General features: G+C 67.2%; 21 protein-coding genes and 2 pseudogenes. 17 read left to right on the forward strand and 6 right to left on the reverse strand.

The genetic code is table 11. The features are described from left to right. Positions 1-187: pseudogene (locus tag A5711_RS17995) on the reverse strand (dihydrodipicolinate reductase); the annotation flags it as partial. Between the two features lies 1 nt (position 188). Here A5711_RS17995 and A5711_RS18000 point away from each other — a divergent pair. Next, positions 189-677: pseudogene (locus A5711_RS18000) on the forward strand (dihydrodipicolinate reductase); the annotation flags it as partial. 3 nt (positions 678-680) lie between these two features. Here A5711_RS18000 and A5711_RS18005 read toward each other — a convergent pair. Beyond that, positions 681-1,310, reverse strand: coding sequence for a TetR/AcrR family transcriptional regulator (locus tag A5711_RS18005; RefSeq protein ID WP_067948855.1), 630 nt, complete (start codon positions 1,308-1,310; stop codon positions 681-683). A 92-nt stretch (positions 1,311-1,402) separates the two neighbouring features. Here A5711_RS18005 and A5711_RS18010 point away from each other — a divergent pair, with 92 nt between their 5' ends. Both A5711_RS18010 and A5711_RS18015 read left to right on the forward strand, forming a co-directional pair. Continuing rightward, complete coding sequence (locus A5711_RS18010; protein ID WP_067948857.1) at positions 1,403-2,635, forward strand: cytochrome P450; 1,233 nt, start codon at positions 1,403-1,405, stop codon at positions 2,633-2,635. A gap of 8 nt (positions 2,636-2,643) precedes the next feature. Next, positions 2,644-3,591 (forward strand): SDR family NAD(P)-dependent oxidoreductase, encoded by a 948-nt coding sequence (locus tag A5711_RS18015; RefSeq protein WP_067948860.1) that lies wholly within the window; start codon positions 2,644-2,646, stop codon positions 3,589-3,591. Here A5711_RS18015 and A5711_RS18020 read toward each other — a convergent pair. Continuing rightward, complete coding sequence (locus A5711_RS18020) at positions 3,578-4,249, reverse strand: hypothetical protein (RefSeq protein WP_067948862.1); 672 nt, start codon at positions 4,247-4,249, stop codon at positions 3,578-3,580. The two genes, A5711_RS18015 and A5711_RS18020, sit on opposite strands and share 14 nt — an antisense overlap. A gap of 79 nt (positions 4,250-4,328) precedes the next feature. On the opposite strand from A5711_RS18020, the gene A5711_RS18025 reads away from it, so the two are divergent. From A5711_RS18025 to A5711_RS18035, 3 genes are read left to right on the forward strand one after another with little or no spacing between them, the layout of a single operon-like run. Then, the gene (locus tag A5711_RS18025) at positions 4,329-5,834 is read left to right on the forward strand and encodes a carboxylesterase/lipase family protein (protein WP_067948864.1); all 1,506 of its coding nucleotides are present in this window, start codon (positions 4,329-4,331) and stop codon (positions 5,832-5,834) included. Positions 5,835-5,852: 18 nt separating this feature from the next. Next, positions 5,853-7,865 (forward strand): phosphotransferase, encoded by a 2,013-nt coding sequence (locus tag A5711_RS18030; RefSeq protein ID WP_067948866.1) that lies wholly within the window; start codon positions 5,853-5,855, stop codon positions 7,863-7,865. Further along, positions 7,862-8,356: a gluconokinase gene (locus tag A5711_RS18035; protein ID WP_082975766.1), complete on the forward strand. Its 495-nt coding sequence runs from the start codon at positions 7,862-7,864 to the stop codon at positions 8,354-8,356. The genes A5711_RS18030 and A5711_RS18035 overlap by 4 nt, the downstream gene beginning before the upstream one ends. Positions 8,357-8,360: 4 nt before the next feature. Here A5711_RS18035 and A5711_RS18040 read toward each other — a convergent pair whose 3' ends face one another. Then, entirely contained in the window at positions 8,361-9,392 is a 1,032-nt protein-coding gene (locus A5711_RS18040; protein ID WP_067948870.1) for a DoxX family protein, read from the reverse strand. A 95-nt stretch (positions 9,393-9,487) separates the two neighbouring features. Here A5711_RS18040 and pncA point away from each other — a divergent pair, with 95 nt between their 5' ends. Continuing rightward, a complete protein-coding gene (gene pncA / locus A5711_RS18045) occupies positions 9,488-10,048 on the forward strand; it encodes a pyrazinamidase PncA (protein ID WP_156744983.1) in 561 nt (186 codons plus the stop codon). Beyond that, entirely contained in the window at positions 10,048-10,848 is an 801-nt protein-coding gene (locus A5711_RS18050) for a ketosteroid isomerase family protein (RefSeq protein WP_067948874.1), read from the forward strand. Before pncA ends, A5711_RS18050 begins: the two co-directional genes overlap by 1 nt. 12 nt (positions 10,849-10,860) lie before the next feature. On the opposite strand, the gene A5711_RS18055 is transcribed toward A5711_RS18050, so the two are convergent. After that, entirely contained in the window at positions 10,861-11,220 is a 360-nt protein-coding gene (locus A5711_RS18055) for a DoxX family protein (protein WP_067948876.1), read from the reverse strand. A 168-nt stretch (positions 11,221-11,388) separates the two neighbouring features. Here A5711_RS18055 and A5711_RS18060 point away from each other — a divergent pair, with 168 nt between their 5' ends. The 6 genes from A5711_RS18060 to A5711_RS18085 are packed head-to-tail and all read left to right on the forward strand — an operon-like array spanning position 11,389 to position 17,524. Beyond that, on the forward strand, positions 11,389-12,381 hold the full coding sequence (locus A5711_RS18060; RefSeq protein WP_067948878.1) for a sigma-70 family RNA polymerase sigma factor: 993 nt from the start codon (positions 11,389-11,391) through the stop codon (positions 12,379-12,381). Next, entirely contained in the window at positions 12,371-13,693 is a 1,323-nt protein-coding gene (locus tag A5711_RS18065) for a sugar ABC transporter substrate-binding protein (RefSeq protein ID WP_067948880.1), read from the forward strand. Before A5711_RS18060 ends, A5711_RS18065 begins: the two co-directional genes overlap by 11 nt. Next, positions 13,690-14,631, forward strand: a complete 942-nt coding sequence (locus tag A5711_RS18070) for a carbohydrate ABC transporter permease (protein WP_067948882.1) — start codon at positions 13,690-13,692, stop codon at positions 14,629-14,631. The genes A5711_RS18065 and A5711_RS18070 overlap by 4 nt, the downstream gene beginning before the upstream one ends. After that, positions 14,618-15,460, forward strand: a complete 843-nt coding sequence (locus tag A5711_RS18075; protein ID WP_067948884.1) for a carbohydrate ABC transporter permease — start codon at positions 14,618-14,620, stop codon at positions 15,458-15,460. The genes A5711_RS18070 and A5711_RS18075 overlap by 14 nt, the downstream gene beginning before the upstream one ends. Positions 15,461-15,463: 3 nt before the next feature. Next, positions 15,464-16,534, forward strand: coding sequence for an ABC transporter ATP-binding protein (locus A5711_RS18080; RefSeq protein WP_067948886.1), 1,071 nt, complete (start codon positions 15,464-15,466; stop codon positions 16,532-16,534). A 12-nt stretch (positions 16,535-16,546) separates the two neighbouring features. Then, positions 16,547-17,524 (forward strand): patatin-like phospholipase family protein, encoded by a 978-nt coding sequence (locus A5711_RS18085; protein WP_067948888.1) that lies wholly within the window; start codon positions 16,547-16,549, stop codon positions 17,522-17,524. Between the two features lie 22 nt (positions 17,525-17,546). On the opposite strand, the gene A5711_RS18090 is transcribed toward A5711_RS18085, so the two are convergent. Beyond that, positions 17,547-17,834: a DUF3349 domain-containing protein gene (locus A5711_RS18090; protein WP_067948890.1), complete on the reverse strand. Its 288-nt coding sequence runs from the start codon at positions 17,832-17,834 to the stop codon at positions 17,547-17,549. Positions 17,835-18,052: 218 nt separating this feature from the next. Between A5711_RS18090 and A5711_RS18095 the strand changes: the two genes are divergently transcribed. The 3 genes from A5711_RS18095 to efeO are packed head-to-tail and all read left to right on the forward strand — an operon-like array spanning position 18,053 to position 21,767. Then, the gene (locus A5711_RS18095) at positions 18,053-18,886 is read left to right on the forward strand and encodes a DUF3097 domain-containing protein (RefSeq protein ID WP_067948892.1); all 834 of its coding nucleotides are present in this window, start codon (positions 18,053-18,055) and stop codon (positions 18,884-18,886) included. A gap of 60 nt (positions 18,887-18,946) precedes the next feature. Continuing rightward, complete coding sequence (gene efeU, locus A5711_RS18100) at positions 18,947-20,554, forward strand: iron uptake transporter permease EfeU (RefSeq protein WP_067948894.1); 1,608 nt, start codon at positions 18,947-18,949, stop codon at positions 20,552-20,554. Between the two features lie 37 nt (positions 20,555-20,591). Further along, entirely contained in the window at positions 20,592-21,767 is a 1,176-nt protein-coding gene (gene efeO, locus A5711_RS18105; protein WP_197520818.1) for an iron uptake system protein EfeO, read from the forward strand.

Raw genomic sequence — 21,767 nt, forward strand, 5'->3', positions numbered from 1 at the left:
GACGCACGTCGTCGAGTTTGATGTCCAGGTTGTCGGCCAGGCTGCGGACCTGACCGCCCCACATCGACACGATCACCCCGGGCAGAAACATCATCGGCGAATCGTCGTCCGCCGTTGTTCCGAAACCCATTGCTGCTCCGGTGAACTCGGCGTCATCGTAGTTCCCATAGTCGAAGATCTCCTGCACGGTGATCGTGTCGATGTGGGGCGGTCAGGTCCGCAGCCTGGCCGACAACCTGGACATCAAACTCGACGACGTGCGTCAGCGCGTCGAACCTTGGTACACGCCAGAACGAATCGACTGCACAATGATGACGGTCGAGCCAGGACAGATGGCCGCGGTGCGCTTCGCCACCGAGGGGGTGCGTGACGGCAAGCCGGTGATCACCCTCGAACACGTGACCAGACTTACCTCGGCCGCAGCGCCCGACTGGGAGTTTCCGCCCGACGGGCATACCGGCGTCCACCGTGTGGTCGTGGAGGGCGAACCGCGGGTGGAGATCAACACCCACGTTTCGCACCCTCTCTTGGATTCAACTGATGCCGGCTGTATCTCGACGGCGGGCCGGGCCGTGAATGCGATCGACTGGGTGTGCCGCGCGCCGCATGGGCTCATCGGTGTAGAGGACATCCCGCTGTCCGCGACGATGCGTGGCCTGATGTGGAACGAGCGATAGGGCTTACAGCGGCCAGCTGTTCGGCCCAATCTCGTAACGCAGCGCAGCGGCCGGCGGCAAGTGCTGTCGTTGGTTGACCGCAATCGCATCGACGACTAGTGCGACATAGCGTCGCCAGCCGTCACTGCCCGCATCCATCGTTGACAGCACGCTGAAGAGCATCGCGATCAGGCGGGGTAGGTCGTCGGCGACCAGGTCGGCGCGGATGGTGCCGACCCGCTGACCTTCTCGGGCAAGCTCGCCGAGCGCCTCGTTAAGCGAAACCGAGATGTCTGAAGTGAGCGCCCCGGCCCGGCGCGCGGCAGTCAGCAGGTTGTGTTCGCGGGCCCCCAATGAAATAGCCGCGTCGATCAGCTGAGTGAGACCACGCAGTGGATCCTTCGCGTGGCGGGCGGCGTCGATCACCGGGGTGAGGTCCTCGGCGATGCTTTGATCCAGGGCGGCCCGGACCAGGTCGGCCTTCGCCGGGAACCTGCGGTACAGGGTTCGCTCACCCACTCCCGCCCGGCGCGCGACCGCTTCCACCGGGGCATCGGGCCCCAATTCGCCATAGACCTCGCGCGCCGCGCGCAGGATGCGCTCGACGTTGCGTGCCGCGTCCGCCCGCAACGGCCGGTCTTCAATCGCGGTCATGGTGACAGCCTAACTGACAGTTGACTGCCAACAAGCGGAGCTTTACGCTCTACAACTGGCAGACAACTGACACTTAACGGGAAACGCGGGTTATGTCAACAGCTTCCAGATCCTCCGGATCCGCAGGCGCCTGCCCTGACGCCGAACTCCCGGTGCTACCGGTGCCCCGGCCTGGACACTGCCCGCTCGCGCCGCCACCCGAGTTCGCGGACTGGCGCGAACAACCCGGGCTGCGGCGCGCGATGTTCCAGGGCAATCCGGTCTGGGTGGTCAGCCGCTACCGGGATATCAGGGCGGCGCTGGTCGATCCGCGCTTGTCCGCGAAGACCATCCCGGACTCCATCATGCCGACGGACGCCGACAACAACGTCCCGGTGATGTTCGCTCGGACCGACGATCCCGAGCACCATCGGATCCGGCGAATGATGACCAGCAACTTCACTTTCCGGCGGTGCGAATCGATGCGACCGCACATCCAGGAAATGGTCGACCACTATCTCGGCCAGATGATCGCCAACGGTGCGCCGGCCGATCTGGTGCACGAATTCGCCTTGCCGGTGCCGTCAATGGTGATCGCACTGTTGCTGGGAGTGCCACCCGAAGACCTCGAACTCTTCCAGCACAACACCACGACCGGCCTCGACCAGAAGTCCTCCGACGCGGACAAGGGCCAGGCGTTCGGGGCCATGTACGCCTATATCGAGGAGCTGGTGGAACGCAAAGAGCGCGAACCCGGCGACGACCTGATCAGCCGCCTGGTCACCGAATACGTGGCGACGGGCCAACTCGACCGTGCCACCACGGCCATGAACGCTGTGATCATGATGCAGGCGGGCCACGAAACCACCGCCAATATGATCTCCTTGGGAACGGTTGCGCTACTGGAACATCCGGATGTATTCGAGCGACTCGGACAAACCGACGACCCTGCCGTCATCGCGAATATCGTCGAAGAACTGATGCGCTACCTCACCATCGTGCACAGCCAGGTCGATCGCGTGGCGACTGAAGATCTGATGATCGGCGGTGAGCTGATTCGCGAGGGGGAGTTCGTCATGATGAGCCTGCTCGCGGGGAACTGGGACGCCGAATTCGTCGACAATCCCGAATCCTTCGACGCCGACCGAAACACCCGCGGACACTTGGGCTTCGGGTACGGCGTGCATCAATGCATCGGAGCGAACCTGGCGCGCGTCGAGATGCAGGTCGCGTTCGCCACGCTGGCGCGCCGACTGCCCGGGCTGAAGCTGGCGGTGCCGCCGGAGAAACTGAGATTCAAAGAGGCCCACATCTACGGCATGAAAGAGCTTCCGGTCACCTGGTGAGGGCCGCCATGCGATTCGACGATCAGGTAGCCGTAATCACCGGTGCCGGCGGCGGATTGGGCAGACAGTACGCGCTGCTGCTGGCCTCTCGTGGCGCGCGCATTGTGGTCAACGACGTCGGCGGCTCGGTGACCGGGAACGGCTCCGACGCCGCAGTGGCGAACGTGGTCGTCGACGAGATCCGCCGGCAGGGCGGCGAGGCCGTCGCCGACGACCACAGCGTTACGAGTCACGAAGGTGCGGAGGCGATCATCGACACGGCCCTACGCGCCTGGAGCCGCGTGGACATCCTGATCAACAACGCGGGCATCGTCGGCGACGCGCCGTTCGAGGACATGACCGCCGATCGCCTCGCGCCCCTGGTCGATGTGCACCTGAACGGTGCCTTTTACGTAACCCGGCCTGCGTGGCGGGCCATGCGGGAGCGGCGCTACGGCCGCATCCTCAACACCTGCTCGGCCGCCGGAATCCTTGGCGCCGAGCGCATGAGCAACTACGGCGCGGCGAAAGCCGGGCTGGTCGGCCTCACCCGGGTGCTGGCCGCCGAGGGTGCCGCGCACGGCATCAAGGTCAACGCCATTGCGCCGATCGCCTACACCCGGATGCTGACGCACTCGCTGGACGGCGCCGGCCCGCAGGATGACCCGGCGGCGCGGGCGGTATTGGATGACCTTGTGGCCCAATACCTTCAGCGGCTGGACCCGGCGCAGGTCGCGCCGGTGGCGGCCTTCCTGACGCACCGGGAATGCCCGGTCTCCGGCGAGATCTACACGGTCGGCGCCGGACATGTCGCCCGCTTCTTCATCGGCCGGACTAAAGGTTTCTATGATCCCGGGCTGTCGATCGAGGATGTGCGCGACCATCTCGATGAGATCCGCGACGAAGCCGGCTACACGGTTCCCCGTGGGCCCGCCGACGAGATGACCGAGCTCTTTGCAACCATCATGAACAGCTGAACGCCGCGCCGACGCCGTCTGGTGCCGGCGCCGGCTTCAGGCAGCCGTACGCCTCGATGCCGGCGGGGCTCAATCGGGCGGCCGACTGACGGGCGTAGTTCACGCAATACAGCCCGGTTTGATCGGCGCGGCAACGATAGTCACCGAATGACAGCGAGTCACCGTTCGCCAGCTCGGAACCGTTGCCGTTGATGAACGGACCGGGATCGGCGCGCGACGCGCCCACCTGCAGGCTCGTCCCGTCGAAGGTCACCCAGCCGCCCTGCCAGTTGCCGTACGACGTCGGGGGAGCGGGTGGTGGGTTGGTCAGGCTCACCATGCAGACCATTGCGCCGCCGGTGTGCTTGGAGTCGGTCATGCACGGAACTTTGCCGGCCGCCGCGGTGAAGGCGATGTCGTCGCCGAGTGGCGTGGTCGCACCGTCGCGAATCGCGTCGTGATAGCGACCCGGATCCGCGGGGCGGCCCGCCTCGATCCAGGCGATGACGTCGGAGATCGGGGCGCCGGGAGCGGGCGCGGCGTTCGGGGCCGGTGGTTTGCCTCCCGATGGTGTGGTGGCAGCGGTCGTGGAGGCATGAGTTTGCTGGGACTGGCCGCCGACGGTATGGGAGCACCCGGCGACCAGTAACGACGCTGCCAACAGCGCGGCGATCCGCATCCAGTCAGGCTAACCGCCGTGCGGTCTTAATAAGGCGCTGCGCGCGCGTTACGCCCGCCATGTCGGCTAACGTCGGGTTATGCATCAGCGCACCGTCCGCGCACGCACGACCATCGGCACCGTGGAAGGTTTCACCCGCGACGGCGTCCACCGCTGGCGATCCATCCCGTACGCCCGGCCGCCGGTCGGGCCGCTGCGATTGCGGGCGCCCCGGCCGGCGCAACCCTGGTCGGGGGTGCGACACTGCCACGGCTTCGCCAACTGCGCGCCGCAGCAGCGCCGCTACACAATGCTCGGGGTCGGCCGCTACCAGCCGATGGGGGAGGACTGCCTCACCCTCAACGTCGTCGCCCCCGAGGCCGCCGCCGAAGAGCCGTTGCCCGTCATGGTCTTCATTCACGGCGGCGGTTACATCCTGGGCAGCTCGGCCACACCGCTCTACGACGGCGCGGCGCTGGCACGCCGCGGTTGCGTATACGTCTCGGTGAACTACCGACTGGGTGCGCTGGGATGCCTGGACCTGTCGTCGCTTTCGACGCCGGACATCGCCATCGACAGCAACTTGTTCCTGCGCGACCTGGTGATGGCTTTGCGCTGGGTGAAAGACAACATCTCCGCGTTCGGCGGCGACCCCGACAACGTCACGATCTTCGGGGAGAGCGCGGGCGCGCACATCACCGCCACCTTGTTGGCGGTGCCGGCCGCCGAAGGGCTGTTCGCGCGGGCCATTTCGGAAAGTCCGGCCGCCGGCATGGTCCGCTCGCGAGAGACCGCCGCGGAATTCGCGACGCGCTTCGCCGCGCTGCTGGGCGCGCGCCCGCAGGACGCCGCCGAAGTGCTGATGCAGGCGTCAGCGGCGCAACTGGTGGACGCCCAGCACCGGCTGATCGACCACGGCATGGAGGATAGGCTGGGCGCCTTTCCGATCGGCCCGGTCGCAGGCGACGACGTCGTGCCCATCGATCCGGTCGAGGCGATGCGCGGAGGGCACGCGCACCGGGTGCCGCTCATCGTGGGCACCAACGCCGAAGAAGGGCGCCTGTTCACCCGGTTCCTCAAAATGCTGCCGACCAATCAAACGATGATCGAAGAACTGCTGGCCGACACGGAACCGGCTGCGCGCGAACGTATTACGTCCGCATACCCGGATTACCCCGCGCCGTCGGCGTGCATCCAGCTCGGCGGCGACTTCGCGTTCGGTTCGGCGGCCTGGCAGATCGCGGAGGCCCACAGCGCGCACGCGCCCACCTATCTCTACCGGTACGACTACGCCCCCCGCACGCTGCGCTGGTCGGGCTTGGGTGCCACCCATGCCACCGAGTTGCTGGCCGTCTTCGACGTCTATCGCACCCGATTCGGCGCGCTGTTGACCGCCGCGGCCGATCGGCGCGCTGCGCTGCGGGTCAGTAATCAGGTGCAGCGTCGGTGGCGATCCTTCAGCCGCCACGGCGCCCCGGGCGACGACTGGCCCACCTATACGACCGCCGACCGCGCCGTCATGGTCTTCGACCGCAAGAGCCGCGTCGAGTTCGATCCACACCCGCACCGCCGGATTGCCTGGGATGGCTTCTCCCTCGCGCAGTGACCTGGCACGCTGACCCTCATGCATGCCGACACCGCAGAAGTCATCGAACGACCCGGCGACCTCACCGCCGCATGGCTGGAATCGGCGATCGGCGGCGGACCCATCGACGATTTCTCCGTCGAGCGCATCGGCACCGGGCAGATGAGCGAGTGCTACCGCATCCGGCTCAGCTACGCCGAGGCCGCGGCGCCTCCCGGCAGGCCCGAGTCGGTGGTGCTCAAGGTGGCGGCCACCGACCCCGTGAGCCGGCAAACCGGGCTTGCCCTTGGTCTCTACGAGCGGGAGGTGCGCTTCTACGGCGACATCGCGCCACGCCTGGGCGGGCCGATAGCGCCCTGCTACCACGCCGCCGTCGATACTTCGACGGGCGCGTTCGACCTGTTGCTGGGTGATGCCGGGCCGGCCGTCGTCGGGGACGAAATCGCCGGTGCGACAGCCGAACAGGCGCGCCTCTGTGTCGTCGAGCTGGGGCGGCTGCACGGGCCGCTGCTCGGCGACGCCGCGTTGGCCGAAGCCCCGTGGCTGAACCGCGAATCACCGCTCAACCAGGCGATGATCGCCCCGCTGTATGCCGGGTTCATCGACCGCTACGGTGACCAGATTGCGCCAGAACACCGCATGGTGTGCGAACGCCTGGTCGCGTCCTTTGACGGCTACCTGGCCGCCGAGTCGGCGCCGGACCGGATCCGTGGGCTGATGCACGGCGACTACCGCCTGGACAACCTGTTGTTCGGCACCGCCGGGGCCGACCGCCCGCTGACGGTCGTCGATTGGCAGACGGTTTCCTGGGGGCCGGCCATGACCGACCTGTCGTACTTCCTCGGCTGCGCGCTGCCGACCCCAGATCGCCGGGAGCAGTACGACGCGTTGTTGCGGGCCTACCACGAGGCGCTTGGGCCTGCGGCGCCCCTCACGCTCACCGACATCGCCGAAGGTGTTCGCAGGCAAAGCTTTTTCGGTGTGATGATGGCGATCGTCTCCTCGATGCTGGTGGAACGCACCGAGCGCGGCGACCGGATGTTCATGACGATGCTGCAACGGCACGGTGATCACGTGCTCGACACCGACGCGCTGGCGACGCTGCCCGCCGCGCAGACGCCCGAACCCCTGCGGCCCACGGAGGAGGACGAAGGCGGGCACGCGCCGACTGCCGAACCGCTGTGGAGTGAGAGCTGGTACGCCGACTTCGCCGATGTGGCACAGGGATTGGGCGGCTGGTTCCGCCTCGGCCTGATCGCCAACGAGCAGAAGGCGTGGGTGCACGCGCTGCTGTGCGGCCCCGACATGCCCACCGTGGCCGTCGACGCGCAGGTACCGCTGCCGGCGGATCCGTGGGACGTGCGCAGCGATTCCTTCGAGCTCGGCCACTGTGCGACCACACCGTTGCAGACGTACCGCGTCGACCTGCACGCGCGCGCTCAGGCTTATCGCGATCCGTCGGCGTTGTTGCGCGGGGAGCCCGGCGCCCCCGTCGAGATGACGATGAGCTTGGTGTGGACCACCGACGGGGTCCCGTACAAGTACCGGTTGACGACGCGTTACGAGATCCCGTGCCGGGTCTCAGGCACGGTCACCATCGATGACGCCGGCTACCGCGTCGAGTCGGTCCCCGGCCAGCGCGATCACTCGTGGGGGGTGCGCGACTGGTGGAGCATGGACTGGATTTGGAGCGCGTTGCATCTGGACGACGGGACCCATCTGCACGGCGTCAACATCCGCATTCCCGGTGCCCCGGCCTTCAGTATCGGCTACTCCCAGGACGCGCAGGGATCCGTCACCGAGCTGGAAACGGTGGATTCCCGAGAGTCCTTCGGCGCCAACGGGTTACCCCTGGGCGCCACCTTGGCGCTCGAACCTGGCGAGGTCACCGCGGACGTCGAGGTGCGCGGCCAGGCGCCGGTATGTCTGACCGCCGCGGACGGGCGGGTCAGCCAGTTCCCGAGGGTCTGGGCGACCGTCCGGACGGCCGACGGACGCAACGGCGTCGGCTGGCTGGAATGGAACCGCAACCTCGCCGAACGGTCCGAGTGAGCGGACGGACTCCCGTCGTGGTGATGGGTGTTTCGGGATCGGGGAAATCGACCGTCGGGATGGCGCTCGCGCGACGCTTGCGGGTCCCCTTCGTCGATGCCGACACCCTGCACCCGCCGGCCAACATCGCCAAAATGGCGTCCGGTGAACCGCTGGACGACGACGACCGCTACCCCTGGCTGGAAACGGTTGGGCAGTGGTTGGCCGGCCACCGCGAGGGAGGCGTGGTGAGTTGTTCGGCGCTCAAGCGCAAATACCGCGACCAGTTGCGCGCGCACTGCCCGCAGGTCGAATTCCTGCATCTCGCCGGTTCACCGGCACTCATCAGCGCCCGACTGGCCGCCAGGACGGCTCATTTCATGCCGGCCGCGCTGCTGCGCTCCCAATTCGACGCGCTGGAGCCGCTGGGCCCCGGCGAGGACGGCGCGACGGTTGATGTCGGCCAGGGCGTCGATGCGATCGTCGACACCTATCTGCGCGGCGACGCGTAAGCCCTCAGGAAAGCTTGCGGCGACCCGTCTTGACCTGCTCACCGAGTCGTTCGCGCGCGGTGTCGGCCAGGTAGCCACCGCGAGCGCGGGCCGTGTCCGCGAGGTAGATGCCGCGCGCGCGGGCGGTGTCGGCGAGGTCCTCGCCGCGGTCCAGTGCCGTGCTCGCCAGGTCCTCACCGCGCTTGCGCGCCTTCTTGGCCAATTTCTCGCTGCGCTTGCGGGCCTTCTTCGCCAGCGGCGCTGCCCAGTCGGCGGCTTCGTCGGCGAGTTCTTCACCGCGCTTGCGGGCCTTCTTCGCCAGCGGCGCGGCTCGCTCGGCCGCCTCGTCCGCCAGCTCCTCGCCGCGTTTGCGGGCCTTTTGGGCCAGCGGCTTGCTCCGTTCGGCGGCCGTGCTGGCGAATTCGCGACCGCGTTCCAGCGCGGCCTCCGCGTACGGCGCGCCTCGTTCGGCCGCCGTGCTGGCCAGTTCACGGCCGCGTTCGGCGCCGATCTGCAGGCCGTGCACGATCTTCTCGCTCAACTCCGAAAAGTCGGTATCGAAGTGGGCGTCGTCGGAGCCGGGCAGCGCCGACGACACTCGCTCGGAGAGCCGCTCGGCCGCCCGGCGGCCGCGCCACCCGAGTGACGGCTTGCCCGCCGTGTCGGCGGAAGCGATCAGCAAACCACCAACCAGGCTGAGGTCGGTGAGGAACTGCTGGCGTTTTTGGGCTTTGGCCTCCGGGTCGCTCTCGTTCCAGAACGAGTGCGCTCCGAGGTTGGCCGGTAGCACCGTGAACGCGAGAGCAGCCGAGGCGACGCGCGGCAGTTTGCCGGTGGCCAGCAGCAGACCGCCGCCGATCTGAACGGCCGCAGTGATTTGGGCGACCGTCTCGGGGTCACTCGGAATGTTGCCGCTCACCGAATTCGGCAGCGCCTGCAAACCATCCACCGCGGGCGCGGCGGCCGCCGCCGCCGATTTGGGGTTCAGCAGGGAATTGACTCCTTGGCCGATGAAAGCCACTGAAAGCAACGGGCGCGCGATTCTCCGGATCAACATGGCCGGTGGATTACCCGACTGGTTGGCGAACAAACCGTCCCACCCATACGCCCAGCTGAAGCGCCATGGTGGGCGACACCGATAGGGTGAAACGCGTGAGGGCGTTGATCGTGGTCGACGTGCAAAACGATTTCTGCGAGGGTGGCTCGCTGCCGGTGACAGGCGGTGCCGCCGTGGCGCCCGCCATCAACGACTATCTCGCCGGCGAGCCGGGCTACGGACACGTCGTAGCAACCCAGGATTTCCACGTCCAGCCGGGCGACCATTTCTCCGACCGACCCGACTATTCATCGTCGTGGCCACCGCACTGCATCGCCGGAAGTGCCGGCGCGGAGCTGCGGCCCGACCTCGACACCAGCCGGATCGAGGCAGTCTTCCGCAAGGGCGCCGATGCCGCGGCGTACAGCGGTTTCGAAGGCGTCGACCAGAACGGGACCCCGCTGTTGGACTGGTTGCGGGAGCGTGGGGTCGACGAGGTCGATGTGGTCGGCATCGCCACCGACCAGTGCGTCCGGCGCACCGCCGAGGATGCCGCGCGGGCGGGCCTGTCCACCAGGGTGCTGGTGAACCTGACCGCGGCCGTCTCGCCGGACTCGGCCGCCGAGGCGCTCCAGGCGATGCGGACCGCGGGCGTCGAAGTGGCCGGGGGTCCGTGATGGGGGTGGCGCCGGATCGGGCGCATCTCCTGGCCGCCGTCGAGCGCTCGCCGCAGGCGGCCGCCGCGCACGACCGCGCCGGGTGGGTGGCGTTGTTCACCGACGACGGCCGCGTGGAGGACCCGGTCGGGTCGCGGCCGCACGTCGGGCAGGAGCAGATCGGCCGGTTCTATGACACTTTCATCGGTCCGCGCGACATCAAGTTCCACCGCGACCTCGACGTCGTCGTCGACACCGTGGTGCTGCGCGACGTCGAGCTCGAGGTCGCGATGGGCTCGGCGATCACGATGTACATTCCCGCGTTCCTGCGCTACGACCTGCGAGACACCAACGGCGAGTGGCGCATTGGCGAACTGCGGGCCTATTGGGAACTTCCCGCGATGATGCTGCAATTCCTGCGAACCGGATCACGTGCGGTCGGACCCGCCCTGCAACTGTCGCGCAGTCTGTTGAGCAATCAGCGGATACGCGGCACGACCGGCTTCGTGACGGGATTCCGGCGGGTTGGTGCGCGGCACAAGAAGCTCGCCGAGGCATTCCTCGGTGCTGTCGCGCGTCAAGATCGGGTCGCGGCCGTGCGGGCGTTATCACCGGTCGCCACAATCACTCTCGGTGACCACGACGCCCTCGACCTCGCCGAACTCGTCGAGCAGTTGGACGGCGCCGGCGCCACCAAGATGATCGGCGCGGGCCCAACGGTGACGATGTCGGTCCACTCCAGTCGTGGACGGGGAATACTGTTCGCCGACATGGCCTGGCGGGGCGACGCCATCAACCGGGTCCGGTATTTTCCCGGCTGAGCGCGACCCGGGTCAACGCAGCACCATCAACGCCAGCGATGCCACCGACATGCACAGGTACGCGCCGGGAAACGCGATGTTGTACAGGACGCGGGCCCGCAGGTGGGTCACGACTGCGCCGACGAAGAACAGCACCAGGCCGGTGGCGGCGGCGATCCCCAACACGGGGAGGCCCACCAGGCCCACCAGGCCCACAATGAGCCCGGCCGCGCCGGCCAGCTTGACCGCCCCCAGCGCGGGCAACCACGAACGCGGCACCCCGACTTCGGCGGAATTCGCCAGGACGAAACCCGCCGGGATGAGATCGGCCACGGCGATCCCGGCGGTGCTGGCGGCGGTAACCAGCGTGACCGCAACGTATGCGGTGTTCATCTGCGGCAAACCCTTGCCGGACAGCCGTTTTTGCGGCGGCGAGCCGGATGGTCACCGCACGCACTACGGCGCACAATCGATAAGGTCATGGTGCTGGCCTCCTTTGCAACAGAGAGCTCGATGGACGCGGTCATCTTCTTGACGACTCCTGTGCGGAAAAGGTGACCCATGAGCGCCCCGAAAAATCTGTCGGATCTTGCCCAGCGTTTCGACGCGGACCGGCGACACCTGAGGTCGGTGGCGTTGCAGCTGCTGGGATCGGCGGCCGATGCCGACGACGCGGTTCAGTCGGCGTGGCTGAAGGCCAGCCGTGCGGATTTCGCCGCGGTCGACAACCTCACCGGCTGGTTCACCACGATCACCGCCCGCGAGGCCGTCGACCAGCTCCGGGCGCGCAAGCGACGTGCGGAACAGCCGCTAGCCACCCCCGACGAACTGGACCGGATCGCCGCGACCGCGTCGGCGTCAGCCGACGAGGAAGCGCTCCTGACGGAGTCGGTGAGCAACGCGCTGCTCGTGGTCCTCGACCGGCTCTCACCGGCGCAGCGGGTCGCGTTCGTCCTGCATGACGTGTTCGCCGTGCCGTTCGAGAGAATCGCCGGTCTGCTGGACCGGTCGCCGGAAGCCGCGAAGAAGCTGGCAAGCCGCGCGCGTGCGCGGGTGGCCCACCCGGGCGCCGAGCCCGAGCGCATCGCGAAACACCTCGAGGTCGTCGAGGCGTTCCTCGCGGCTTCCCGCGGCGGTGATATCGCCGGCCTGCTCGCGCTGCTGGCCCCGGATGTGGTGCGCAGGGCCGATCGGGCACTGGTTCCCGACGACGTGCCGACCGAGCTGCGCGGCGCCAGGCAGGTCGCGGAGGAAACCCGTCGATTCGCTCTCCGGGCACGCGCCGGTGTGGTCGTGCTCATCGACGGGGCTCCGGGGATCGCGATCGCGCCACGCGGGCGCGCTGAGGCACTGCTGATGATCACCGTCGGCACCGACGACCGCATCCGCGCGATCGACATCATCGGGGACGCCGGCCGCGTTCGCCGAGCCGTGCTGGCCCTTCCGAGTTGGCCGCGCCAGCAACACCACAGCCGCTTCGGGTACCAAGGACAGGAGAAACCGCCGGTCGGCTGGCCGGCAACGGGGCGAGAACGGGAGCAACATGCTCGATAAGCCGTTCGGGCGGCGCGGGCTGCTGCGCGGGGCCGGCGCGCTCACCGCGGCGTCCCTGGCGCCGTGGGCCGCCGGCTGCGCTCCCGAAGAAGACGCGTTGACGTTCTTCTTTGCGGCCAACCCCGACGAACGCGATGCCAGGATCCGCATCGTCGACGAGTTTGCGCGCCGCCATCCCGATATCAAGGTCCGCCCGGTGCTTTCGGCTCCGGGTGTGATGCAGCAGCTGTCGACGTTCTGCGCCGGCGGTAGATGCCCGGACGTGTTGATGGCGTGGGACCTTACCTACGCCGAGTTGGCCGCCCGTGGCGTGCTGCTCGACCTCAACACCATGCTGTCCCGGGACCAGGCCTTCGCCGCTGAGCTGAAGTCGGACGGCATCGGGGCGCTCTACGACGCCTTCACGTTCAACGGAGGCCAGTACGCACTCCCGGAGCAATGGTCCGGAAACTACCTGTTCTACAACAAGCGGCTCTTCGCCGAGGCCGGGGTGCCGTCCCCGCCCAAGACGTGGCAGAACCCGTGGAGTTTCACCGACTTCTTGAACACCGCCACCGCACTCACCAAGCGGGATCGCTCCGGGCGGGTGACCCAGTGGGGCTTCGTGAACATGTGGTTCTCCTACTATTCGGCCGGGCTGTTCGCCATGAACAATGGGGTGCCGTGGTCCACCCCGCTGAAAAACCCGACCCACTTCAACTTCGACAACGACGCCTTCATCGAGGCGGTGCAGTTCTATGCCGACCTGGCCAACAAGCACAAGGTCGCGCCCAATGCGTCCGAGGTGCAATCGATGTCCACGCCCGACCTGTTCGCGGCGGGCAGGGCGGCCATGGCGATGGGCGGCCACTGGCGCTACCAGACCTTCATCCGGGCGGAGGGCCTGGACTTCGATGTCACCTCGTTGCCGGTGGGGCCACGCCGGCAGGGTCAGCCCGCCCACTCCGACATCGGTTCCACCGGATTGGCCATCTCCGCGAGCAGTCAACGCAAGGAGCAGGCATGGGAATTCGTGAAATTCGCGACCGGGCCCGTCGGGCAGGCGTTGATCGGTGAATCCAGTCTCTTTGTGCCGGTGCTGCAATCCGCGCTCGACTCGGCCGGCTTCGCCAAGGCTCACCAGCACGTCGGCAACCTCGCCGTCCTCACGCAAGGACCCGCGTACTCAGAGGGGCTGCCCGTCACCCCGTCCTGGGAGAAGATCGTCGCCTTGATGGACCGTAGCTTCGGGCCCGTGCTGCGTGGATCACGGCCCGCGACATCGCTGGCCAGTCTGTCGCCCGCCATCGACGAGGTGTTACGCACCCCATGACATCGGTCGATGCCACCACACGCACACTCGCGAAGGGCGCCGGTCCGTGGCGACGGCGGGCGCGCGCCGGCCGCCTTTTCGTGGCGCCGAATCTGGCCGCGGTCGCGGTGTTCATGCTCTTTCCGCTGGGATTCTCGCTCTACATGAGCTTTCAGCGGTGGGACGTCTTCCGGCCGCCTAAGTTCGTGGGCCTGAAGAACTTCCAAGAGCTGTTCACCTCGGACCCGCTCTTCCTCATCGCCATTCGCAACACCGTTGTCTTCACCCTCGGAACGGTCGTGCCGACTATCGTCGTCAGCCTGGTCGTGGCCGGCGTGCTGAACCGAAAGGTCAGGGGCATCGGCGTTTTCCGCACCATCGTCTTTATGCCGCTTGCCATCTCGTCGGTCGTCATGGCGGTCGTCTGGCAGTTCGTCTTCAACACCGACAACGGGTTGCTCAACATCATGCTGGGCTGGGTCGGGATCGGCCCGGTCCCGTGGCTGGTCGAACCCCGCTGGGCGATGGCTTCGCTGTGCGTCGTCAGCGTGTGGCGCAGCGTGCCGTTCGCCACCGTCATCCTGCTCGCGGCGATGCAAGGCGTTCCCGAGACCGTCTACGAGGCGGCCCGAATCGACGGGGCCGGCGAGGTACGGCAGTTCGTGTCCATCACGGTGCCGCTGATCCGTGGCTCGATATCGTTTGTGGGCGTCATATCGATCATCCACGCGTTCCAGGCTTTTGACCTGGTTTACGTCCTCAACGGCGCGAACGGCGGCCCCGAAACCGCTACGTATGTCCTGGGCATCATGCTCTTCCAGCACGCGTTCTCCTTCCTGGAATTCGGGTACGCGTCCGCGCTGGCGTGGGTGATGTTCGCCATCCTGCTGGTGCTGACCGTGGTGCAGCTGCGGATCACTCGGCAACGCTCTTGGGAGACTTCTCGTGGCCTCAGCTGAGCGGTTGTTCACCCGCAATGTCATTCGGACCCTGGTGGTCTACACCGCGCTGCTCGCCATCGCATGGTGCTGGCTGTTTCCGATCGCCTGGGCCGTGTCCGGCTCATTGAAGCGCGGCGGCGAGATCAGCGAGCCGAGGCTGCTACCGGCGCACCCGCGGTGGTCCAATTACACCGAAATCTTCTCGTTGATGCCGTTCGCGCGGATGTTCTTCAACACCGTGCTGTATGCCGGGTGCGTGACCGCCGGACAGGTGTTCTTCTGCTCGCTGGCCGGATACGCGTTCGCCCGGCTGCAATTTCGCGGTCGTGACACGTTGTTCGTGTTATACCTCGGCACGTTGATGGTGCCGCTGACGGTGACCGTGATCCCGCAGTTCATCTTGATGCGGACCGTCGGCTGGGTCGACACACCCTGGTCGATGATCGTGCCGGGCTTGTTCGGCAGCGCATTCGGCACCTATTTGATGCGGCAGTTCTTCCGGACGCTTCCGACCGACCTCGAGGAGGCGGCGATACTCGACGGTTGTTCGCCGTGGCAGATCTACTGGCGAATTCTGTTGCCCCACGCCCGCCCCGCGGTGATGGTGTTAGCCGTGCTCACCTGGGTCAACGTGTGGAACGACTTCCTGTGGCCGCTGCTGATGCTTCAGCGCAACAGCCTGGCCACGCTGACGCTCGGCCTGGTGCGGCTGCGGGGCGAATATGTCGCGCGCTGGCCGATCATCATGGCGGCTTCGATGCTGATCATGCTGCCGTTGGTCATCATCTACGCGATTGCGCAACGGTCCTTCGTCAGGGGAATCGCCGTCTCGGGGCTGAACGGATAAGCCATGGCCTCAGTGACTTTCGAGCAAGCGACGCGGTGCTACGCCGGGGCCGACCGCCCGGCCCTGGACAGCCTGGACCTGGACGTGGGCGACGGCGAGTTCGTCGTCCTGGTCGGTCCCTCAGGATGCGGCAAGACCACCTCCCTGCGTATGGTGGCGGGGCTGGAAACGCTGGACTCCGGACGCATCCGGATCGGCGACCGTGACGTCACCACCGTCGATCCCAAGGACCGCGACGTCGCGATGGTCTTCCAGAACTATGCGCTCTATCCGCACATGACGGTCGCGCAGAACATGGGCTTCGCCCTGAAGATCGCTAAGACGCCGAAGTCCGAAATTCGGGACCGCGTCCTGGACGCGGCGAAACTGCTTGACCTGCAACCCTATCTGGACCGCAAGCCCAAGGACCTCTCCGGCGGGCAACGCCAGCGGGTGGCGATGGGACGCGCGATCGTCCGCCGGCCGCAGGTCTTCCTGATGGACGAGCCGCTGTCGAATCTTGATGCCAAACTGCGCGTGCAAACCCGCAACCAGATCGCGGCACTGCAACGGCGGCTCGGCACCACCACCGTCTACGTCACCCACGACCAGGTCGAGGCTATGACCATGGGTGACCGCGTCGCCGTCCTGCGCGACGGAGTGCTGCAGCAGTTCGCCGCGCCGCGCGAGCTGTACCGCAACCCGGTCAACGTCTTCGTCGCGGGTTTCATCGGGTCGCCGGCCATGAACCTGTTCACCCTGCCGATCATCGATTCCGCTGTGTCGCTGGGGGATTGGCATATCCCGCTACCCCGAGAGATCACCGATGCCGCAAGCGAGGTCGTCGTGGGTGTCCGGCCGGAACACTTCGAACTGGGCAGCCTCGGTGTCGAGATGGAGGTCGACGTGGTCGAGGAGCTCGGGGCGGACGCCTACGTCTACGGCCGAATCACCGGCTCCGGCAAGGTCATTGACCAGCCTGTCGTCGCGCGCGCCGATGGGCGCCGGCCCCCGGAAAAAGGCAGCCGGGTGCGCCTGCACCCGGAACCGGGGCACCTGCACTTCTTCGGTGTCGACGGCCAACGAATCTGTTGAGGGGGTAGGTCAATGGCGGTGGCAGTGACCACGTCCCGCGCCGATCTGGTGTGTGAGGGCGGAGGCGTGCGGGGGATCGGGCTGGTCGGTGCGGTCGACGCGCTGTCCGGCGCCGGTTACCGGTTTCCCCGCGTCGCGGGTAGCAGCGCGGGCGCGGTCGTCGCGTCGCTGGTCGCGGCGCTGCAGGTCGCGGGCGAACCGCTGAGCCGGCTCGCGGAAGTCATGCGATCCATCGACTACCGGAAGTTCCTGGATCGCAACCTGATCGGGCGTGTGCCGCTGATCGGTGGGGCGCTGTCGCTGTTGGTGTCGGACGGTGTGTATCGCGGGGCCTACCTGGAACGACTGCTCGCCGGTCTGCTCGGCGACTTGGGTGTGCGGACGTTCGGTGACCTGCGCACGGGCGAGGAGCCGGACCAGTTCGCGTGGTCGCTCGTGGTGACGGCCAGTGACCTGTCCCGGCGCCGGCTTGTGCGCATCCCGTGGGACCTCGCTTCCTATGGCATCGACCCCGACGACTTCTCGGTCGCCCGCGCCGTGCACGCCTCGTCGGCGATTCCGTATGTATTCGAACCGGTCCGGGTCAACGGCGCCACCTGGGTCGACGGCGGCTTGCTCTCCGATTTTCCGGTGGAGCTGTTCGACCGGCCCGATGCTGAGCCGCGATGGCCGACATTCGGAATCCGGCTTTCCGCGCGTCCCGGCATCCCGCCCACCCATCCGGTGCACGGACCAGTTTCGTTGGGAATCGCGGCGATAGAGACGCTGGTGAGCAATCAGGACAACGCCTACATCGACGATCCGTGCACCGTCCGGCGCACCATCTTCGTCCCGGCCGAAGGGGTCAGTCCGATCGACTTCAACATCACCCCCGAGCAACGCGACGGCCTGTATCAACGAGGATTGCAGGCAGGCCAACAGTTCCTGCGCACCTGGAATTACCCGGACTACCTGGCGGCGTGCGGCGGACCCGCGAAAGAAGCTGAGTAAGAGTCAGATCCCGCTTCGAGGCCTATCCGCGTGCGCAGCGGATCTCATCGAGGCGATGTCCCACCCGCTCGACGTCAGCCGGCAACGGCAACTGGTTGGTGACACGGGTGATCTCCACGCCGATATCAACGGGACTGATCGGCCAGAATTGGCGTCTCATGAGTTTGCTTGCAATGGCGGTTATCTCGTCGTCGCAAAGCCGCCGGCGGGCCAGGGCCGCCAGGGGCGCATATCCGGTCGTCGGCATGCCGGCGGGGTAGCCGGCCCGCACGAAAGCCACGATGCTCGACACCCAAAGGGCCAGGTCCATATTCCCACCTCGCTCACCGCCGCGGTGTAAAAGAACGGCAGTTCTTACGACTAGCAACGTACCATCGGCAACGCCATCAGCTGTGTAACGCCACACAGTTAAAACGCATTTTTTACCCGGTGGTGTTGTGCGCCCGGGCGGAGCGATCTTGGCCACGATCCTTCCCGCGCGGGCGCGCCGTAACGACGTTTGGCCGCAAGGCTTTCTAGGATTGCCGCGTGGTTGATCGCTATGGAACCGACGTCCTTGCCGCGGGCCGGCGCAAGCCCCGCTCGACCGAGCATCCAGCCGAACTGGGCCTCGTGGTCGAGGACGTGCAGACCGGCTACGTCGGTGCGGTGGTAAGGGTCGAGTACGGGCGGGTCGACCTGGAAGACCGGCGCGGGCATGTGCGCGGCTTCCCCTTGGGCCCTGGTTATTTGCTCGACGGCCGTCCGGTGATCCTCACCGCGCCGCGTCGTTCGGCGCCCGCAGCCGCCACCAGGACGGCGTCCGGTTCGGTTGCCGTGCCGGGGGCCCGGGCCCAGGTCGCCCGCGCCAGCCGGATCTACGTCGAGGGGCGACACGACGCCGAACTCATCGCGCAGGTGTGGGGCGAAGACCTGCGGATCGAGGGCGTCGTCGTCGAGCACCTCGGCGGCGTGGACGACCTGGTGGAGATCGTGGCGGAGTTCGCACCCGGTCCGGGGCGCCGGCTTGGTGTGCTCGTCGATCACCTCGTCACAGGTTCGAAGGAGGCCAGGATCGCCGACGCGGTGCGGCGAGGGCCGGGCGGCAGCGACACGCTGGTGGTCGGCCATCCCTATGTAGACATCTGGCAGGCCGTGAAACCCCAGCGCCTCGGCCTGGCGGCGTGGCCGGATGTGCCCCGGCACATCGAATGGAAGCACGGCGCATGCCGGGCGCTCGGCCTGCCCCACGCCGGCCAGGCGGACATCGCCAGGGCCTGGCGGCACATTCGGTCAAGGGTGCGCGACTGGAATGACCTCGAACCGGCGCTGATCAGCCGGGTCGAAGAACTCATCGACTTCGTGACGCAGCCGGCCTCGTGACGCAGCGGCCTTAGGCTAGGCTAAGCGCGGATCCCGACCCGCGGGACAGAAATCGGGCGTATGCAGGGCGTATTCGGCGTACTAATCGGCACCTTCCTCATCGGCCTCCGCGAAGGCCTCGAGGCGGCGCTCATCGTGAGCATCGTCGGCGCCTTCCTGAAACGAAACGGCCAGCCGATTCGGGCGATGTTTGCCGGCGTCGCCTCGGCGGTGCTGATCAGCGTCGCGGTCGGGGTGGGCCTGAATCTGTTCGCGACGAGCCTGCCGCAGACGCAGCAGGAGATGATGGAAACCGTCATCAATGTCATCGCCGTGGTGTTCGTGACCTCGATGATCATCTGGATGAACGGCAACGCCGCGCAGGTCAAGGGCGAGCTCGAGCGCGATGCCCGACAGGCGATCAACCGTGGCGGTGCGCTCGCCTTGGCCGCGATGGCCTTCCTCGCCGTACTCAAGGAGGGCTTCGAGACATCGGTGTTCTTGTTGGCGGCCGCCCAGACGTCGCATGGTAGCCGCTGGTTCGCCGTGCTGGGTGGGGCGCTGGGGATCGCGGCCGCGATCGCGATGGGTGTCGCGCTGTACTTCGGCGGATTGAAACTCAACATCGCCCGGTTCTTCCGGGTCACCGGGGTGTTCTTGGTGTTGATCGCGGCCGGGCTGGTGCTGGGGGCGCTGCGCACCGCCCACGAGGCCGGCTGGGTGAGCATCGGCCAGCAGCGGGTGCTCGACCTGTCCGTCTGGCTGCCCAGCAACTCGGTGCTCGGCGCGGTGATCGCCGGGATGTTCGGAATACCTGCCGACCCCCGGCTCATCGAGGTGGTGGGCTGGCTGCTCTACGCCGTACCCGTTCTGGTCATCTTCCTGTGGCCCGCTCACCTTGCCGCCGCCCCGCGCGCCCGGGGGCGCCTGTTGGCGGCCGCCTCGATGCTGCTGCTCCTGAGCGCCGCCGGATTGGTGGCGCTGGCGCCGGCCGGTGGCTCGTCCGGCGATGCACGGACCCGCACGGTCACCGACCGCTCCGGCCATACCGCCACGGTGTCGATGGTGAACGGGCCGCACGGACGCGAGCTGGCCGTCGGCCCGCAGGGCGCCTCGACCGTCCGCAACATCCGGCTCGTCCCGGCGGAGGACAAAATCGTGGACGGCCTGCCGGTGCAGGTATGGCAAGCTTCCGAGGCTGTCGGGGCCGACGGCGGGTCGGAAGTCACCCTGGATCAGTTGCTGCGCATGACCGGGGGCCGGCTGCCGGTCGGTCTCGCGGTTGGGCGCACTCCGGGGCCGTTCCAGGGCCAATGGTCAACAACCACCGTGTATACCGTCCTCGCGCAAGGCGATTCCGTGCTGAATGCGCAGGCAACGAGCAACCGCACGGCGGTTCTGACCGGCGGTGGTCTGACCGGGGCCAAGACCGTCAGTCTTGGCGGGCTGGCCACGGACTGGTCCACGTCCGGTACCGAAGACCGGTCGGCCGCCGCGCAAATCGCGGCAAGTCATCTCAACCGTGCGGAATCGCAGCTGTGGAAGGTATGGCTTCCGCTGACACTGGGTGGTTTTGCTCTGGCCTGCCTTATTGGCGCCGTAGCCGCCGCGCGGCGCGGCGCGCCGACCGAACAGGAAAGGAAGACGGTTGACACCGAATCGAACCGCCCGAAGGTACGCGTCCTTTGAGATATGGCCGTTCGCAACGGCTTTGGCTGCGGTTGCGGTGTTCTCCACGACCGCATGTGATCACTCGGATGGCAACTCGGGCCACGCCGAAGCGGGAAGGCCCGGCGCCCCGAACGCGGTGAAGGTCACCATGGCCAACAACGCGGGCAAAGACGGCTGCGCCCTGGACAACACCAGCGTGCCCGCCGGGCCGGTGACCTTCACGGTGGCCAACACGAATGCGCCCGGAATCAGCGAAGTCGAATTGCTCAGGGACCAGCGGATCGTCGGCGAGAAGGAAAACCTCGCGCCCGGCCTGGATCCGGTCTCGTTCACCGTCACCCTGGACGGCGGCGCTTATCAGCTCTACTGTCCGGGCGCGAGCACCGAATACCAAACCCTCACGGTCACGGGCAAAGCGCCGGCGGCGCCGACGGGCACCGTGGCCGGCATCCTCAGCCAGGGCACCAAGGACTATGTGGGATACATCGTCAGCCAGATCGGTCAACTCAACGATGCCGTGAAGGCACTCGACGCCGCCGTGCAGTCGGGCAACGTCGACGCCGCGAAGAGCGCCTACGCCAAAGCCCGGCTGTTCTGGGAGCGTTCGGAGTCCACCGTGGAGGGCTTCGTGTTGCCGGGCTTCGCGGTCGGCGACAATGCAGGCAACCTGGACTACCTCATCGATATGCGCGAGTCCACGCCGGTCGACGCCAAGGTCGGCTGGAAGGGCTTCCACGCCATCGAGCGCGACTTGTGGCAGGGTGGCGGGATCACCCCCGCGACCAAGGCGGTCAGCAGCGAATTGGTCGGCAACGTCGGCAAATTGACGGGCATCGTCGCCAACCTGCAGTACAAGCCCGAGGACCTGGCCAACGGGGCCAGCGACCTGATCGAAGAGATCCAGAACACCAAGATCACCGGCGAAGAGGAGGCCTTCAGCCACATCGATCTGGTCGACTTCTCGGGCAACGTGGAAGGCGCTCAGCAGGCGTACGCGTCGCTGCGGCCGGGCCTGGAGAAGATCGACGCAAATCTGGTGAACCAGATCGATCAGCAATTCCACACGGTGCTGGCCACTTTGGACGGATACCGTGACCCGTCCGCTCTCGGCGGCTTCCGGACTTACACCACTGCGCTGAAGGCCAGCGACGCGTCAAAACTCACCGCGGTCATCCAGCCGCTGCACCAGAGCCTGTCGACGGTCGCCCAAAAAGTCGTCTCGGCGGGCTGA

It is taken from the genome of Mycobacterium sp. E2238, from assembly GCF_001672665.1.
In the GTDB taxonomy this organism is placed as follows: domain Bacteria; phylum Actinomycetota; class Actinomycetes; order Mycobacteriales; family Mycobacteriaceae; genus Mycobacterium.

Coding starts and splice junctions, on each gene's coding strand:
- A5711_RS18015 (WP_067948860.1), top strand. CDS start 2,644: ATGCGATTCGACGATCAGGTAGCCGTAATCACCGGTGCCGGCGGCGGA.
- A5711_RS18065 (WP_067948880.1), top strand. CDS start 12,371: ATGCTCGATAAGCCGTTCGGGCGGCGCGGGCTGCTGCGCGGGGCCGGC.
- A5711_RS18055 (WP_067948876.1), bottom strand. CDS start 11,220: ATGAACACCGCATACGTTGCGGTCACGCTGGTTACCGCCGCCAGCACC.
- A5711_RS18005 (WP_067948855.1), bottom strand. CDS start 1,310: ATGACCGCGATTGAAGACCGGCCGTTGCGGGCGGACGCGGCACGCAAC.
- A5711_RS18085 (WP_067948888.1), top strand. CDS start 16,547: ATGGCGGTGGCAGTGACCACGTCCCGCGCCGATCTGGTGTGTGAGGGC.
- A5711_RS18025 (WP_067948864.1), top strand. CDS start 4,329: ATGCATCAGCGCACCGTCCGCGCACGCACGACCATCGGCACCGTGGAA.
- A5711_RS18040 (WP_067948870.1), bottom strand. CDS start 9,392: ATGTTGATCCGGAGAATCGCGCGCCCGTTGCTTTCAGTGGCTTTCATC.
- A5711_RS18050 (WP_067948874.1), top strand. CDS start 10,048: ATGGGGGTGGCGCCGGATCGGGCGCATCTCCTGGCCGCCGTCGAGCGC.
- A5711_RS18060 (WP_067948878.1), top strand. CDS start 11,389: ATGAGCGCCCCGAAAAATCTGTCGGATCTTGCCCAGCGTTTCGACGCG.
- A5711_RS18080 (WP_067948886.1), top strand. CDS start 15,464: ATGGCCTCAGTGACTTTCGAGCAAGCGACGCGGTGCTACGCCGGGGCC.
- A5711_RS18090 (WP_067948890.1), bottom strand. CDS start 17,834: ATGGACCTGGCCCTTTGGGTGTCGAGCATCGTGGCTTTCGTGCGGGCC.
- A5711_RS18070 (WP_067948882.1), top strand. CDS start 13,690: ATGACATCGGTCGATGCCACCACACGCACACTCGCGAAGGGCGCCGGT.
- efeU (WP_067948894.1), top strand. CDS start 18,947: ATGCAGGGCGTATTCGGCGTACTAATCGGCACCTTCCTCATCGGCCTC.
- A5711_RS18020 (WP_067948862.1), bottom strand. CDS start 4,249: ATGCGGATCGCCGCGCTGTTGGCAGCGTCGTTACTGGTCGCCGGGTGC.
- A5711_RS18030 (WP_067948866.1), top strand. CDS start 5,853: ATGCATGCCGACACCGCAGAAGTCATCGAACGACCCGGCGACCTCACC.
- A5711_RS18010 (WP_067948857.1), top strand. CDS start 1,403: ATGTCAACAGCTTCCAGATCCTCCGGATCCGCAGGCGCCTGCCCTGAC.